This window comes from Candidatus Protofrankia californiensis (assembly GCF_900634765.1).
Taxonomy (GTDB): domain Bacteria; phylum Actinomycetota; class Actinomycetes; order Frankiales; family Frankiaceae; genus Protofrankia; species Protofrankia californiensis.
In genome coordinates, this window is record NZ_CAAAFT010000426.1 from 1 (window position 1) to 3,048 (window position 3,048).

General features: G+C 67.8%; 3 protein-coding genes. 1 reads left to right on the plus strand and 2 read right to left on the minus strand.

From position 1 onward, the window contains the following. On the plus strand, positions 1 to 232 hold a 232-nt coding region (locus DD1DGNOD_RS21920; RefSeq protein WP_131770959.1), incomplete at its 5' end, for a DUF1932 domain-containing protein. A 130-nt stretch (positions 233 to 362) separates the two neighbouring features. Here the strand turns inward: DD1DGNOD_RS21920 and DD1DGNOD_RS21925 are convergent. Continuing rightward, positions 363 to 578: a hypothetical protein gene (locus DD1DGNOD_RS21925; RefSeq protein WP_131768382.1), complete on the minus strand. Its 216-nt coding sequence runs from the start codon at positions 576 to 578 to the stop codon at positions 363 to 365. A 658-nt stretch (positions 579 to 1,236) separates the two neighbouring features. Continuing rightward, positions 1,237 to 2,928 carry a penicillin-binding transpeptidase domain-containing protein gene (locus DD1DGNOD_RS21930; RefSeq protein WP_165035218.1) on the minus strand — a complete coding sequence of 564 codons (1,692 nt, stop codon included), beginning with the start codon at positions 2,926 to 2,928 and terminating at the stop codon, positions 1,237 to 1,239. Positions 2,929 to 3,048 lie beyond the last annotated feature (120 nt).

A 3,048-nucleotide genomic window follows, 5' to 3' on the forward strand; every position in this document is an offset into this window, starting at 1 on the left:
CCGTAGCAGGCCTGTGCTGGCCGAGCCCGACTACCTACCCTCCGTGGCTGCCCGCTCGTGGCGGTGGGCACCGGAAATGGCGGATGTTGCCGAGGCTCTGCGGGCGGCCGGTCTGCCGGAGACGATGATCAGCGGTGCTGAGGAAATCTTCCGGGCATGGTCGGTCTACCGGGACGACCCCCCGGCCGAACTGACAGCTCTGTTCACGCGGCTACACCGGCCCGATTCCTGACCCACCAGCGGCTGAACAGTGCTGCGCGCGTCATTGCCACTGGCTGCGTCCGCCCGGCGGGGTCCGGCACCCAGGGTGAGTTGTTCCTGCCATCGCAGAATTGGCGTTCCCTATCGGCGAGGGGAAACGGTCAGGACTGGGCCTGTGGCTGTTCGAGGATGTCCGCGAGGGCATCGGCAAGGCTGTCGTGACGTATGCTCCAGACGAGGAGCGCACGCCACGTCTCGTCTTTCGACACTGCCCGGCTGGCACGACGCCGGAGATCACGGACGAGATCCTCAAGTGCGTCCTCCTCTGCGAGGGTGAGGTTGACCGTGGTCTTGCGCGGCCGGGAGGCCAGTGGCACGCCTGAAACCCTGCCGAATGGAACCAAGGCAGGCTGGGCTCGCCGTCTGCGGAGACTCGGCACAGCCCTACCAGGAACAGCTTCGGGGATCGAAGCGGCCGCTGGGGGGTCGGACAAGCTATCGAAAGTATCCGCGGAATCGGACCTCATCGGTCATCGACCGGCCGACCATCGACGAGCGTGGCAAGACGTCCGTGGGCGTTGAGCGGCTGACGCCAGCCAGGCATAGGAATACTCCGGAGGTCTACGGGTACGCGAATTCCCGCGTTCTCGCCCGGGAGCGAAAGCACGGGAAAAGCGGAACCAGGTGACCTGCGCGCAGGAGGTCAACGCGCAGCGGAGAGCGGAAACAGAACCCAGGTGCCTGTGCGCCCGGCCGAGCGTACAGGGAACAACGATCCGGAAGGCGGAGGGGCCGACCGGCACAGACAAAATGCCGTCACGCGCCGCGACCCACCGTTGGTCCATCCGGCAGGCGGCTACCCGGGATCAGGCTCAGCGGGTGCGCCAAGCGCGAATACGGTCACAATGTGCAGCATTGCACACAAGGCGTTGCCATATCGAACGTATGCACATCAAAGGCAACCGTCGTCCCTCCGTTGTCTTCCGTGCAACAAAGCCCTGACTGCCAGCGCGGCAACAGTAGGCAGGCGAGCTGTCAGACGCCCCCGAGGTTTTCCAGGAAGCGGGCTGCCACCGGCGCCGCCGACACCGCACCGAAGCCGCCGTCCTCGACGATCACCGCGAAGGCGATGTTGCCGCGGTAGCCGACGAACCACCCATGCGTCGGCGGCGGGTCGCCGTCCTTGTACTCGGCCGTACCGGTCTTTCCACGCACCTCACCGGGGAAGACAACCCCGGTCGCGGTCCCCTCGGTGACCACCGCCCGCATGAAGTCCTGCAGGGGCGGGACCACCGCAGCGGGCAGCGGATTGCTCTTCGCGGCGGTACCGGTCACGAACGGCTGGCGCCAGGTTCCGCTGGCAACCGCCGCCGCGACACTCGCCATCTGCAACGGACTCGCGGACACCTTGCCCTGCCCCAGCGCGGCCGATGCCGACTCGACCGCGTCCTTCGGCGTCGGGAAGGAGCCGCTGGCGCTCGCTATCGGCAGCGGCTGGCTGCCGTCGAAACCGTAGAGTTTCGCGGCCTGCTCCAGTGCCGAGTTCGGCAGCGACTCCTCCAGCCGGATGAACGCGGTATTGCAACTGTGGGCGAACGCCTCCCGCAGCGGGATCACACCGAACTGCTCGGCCTCGGCGTTGGTGAAGGTACGCCCTCCGATCGGCACGGTCTGTGTGCAATCCAGCGGCGTGTTCGCGTCCTTCCCCGCGATCAGGGCAGCGGTCGCAGTGACTATCTTGAAGGTGGAACCCGGCGGATAGTTGCCACGAAGGGCACGGCTGTACCCGTTGAGCGGGTTGTTGACCAGAGCCAGCACCCCACCGGTCTGGGTGTCGACGGCGACCAGGGCCCCGTTGGGCTTGGGTGCGGTTGCCATCGCGGCCTCGGCTGCACGCTGCACCTTCAGGTCGAGCGTGGTCTGCACGTCCTTGCCGTCGGTCATCGGGTACGACCGCAGGGTGTTGACGGTCTCGTTCCGCTCGTTGCGGACGACCACGGTGCCGCCGTGGGGGGCGAGATCGGCGTCATAGACACGCTGCAACCCCGATGACGGGGAAACCTGACCGACCAGGTTGCCGACGAGCTCCGCGTCACTGCTCAGGGGCTGCCCACTCACATCGATCAACCGGCCGCGTTTGCCCGTGGACGCCGTGCGATCCAGCCGCAGGCCGGGCACCAGCGCGGGATTGACCGAGTCGGGGCGGGCCTGGACCTTCCACGCCTTCCCCTGGCGTACGAGGTGCAGCACACCGTCGTAGGTGTACGGCTCGGGAAAACCGGCCAGGGTGAGCGACGCTGAGTAGCCGACCGTGGCTGTCGAGCCCGTCCGCTCCAGGGTGCCCGGGACGAAGCGGACCCCGGTCACGTTCAACCTGGCACGGATGTCGATCATGGATGTCACGAGCTGGTCGACGCCGATCGCCCCCGGAACGGTCACCGCGGTCACGCCGGCCTTGCCCTGCTCCTGCACGGCCGTGGCCGCGTTCTGGTCCGCGGTGGCCGTGTCACCGGACGAGCCGAGGCGCTGCCAGCTGGACAGGTACTCCCCTGCCGCGGCCGTCGCTGCCCTGTCCAGGGCACGGTTGTCGCTGCGGATCTTCCACAGGTACCCGGCACCGGCCGCGGCGAGCAGCACGATAACGACGACGAACGCGACGAGCAGACGGGTGCGGCCACGGCCACGCCGCGACGTCGATGCGGTGAACCCGCTGGGAGTGAGAGGCACCTTGGCGCGCTCCTCCCGATGACGATCCCAGCGGCGATCCCGCTGGTGACGGCCGGGCGCCGCCATCGATGGGCAGGCTCCGGGCGCGTCGACAAGCTTACGAAGGATTGACCGGACACC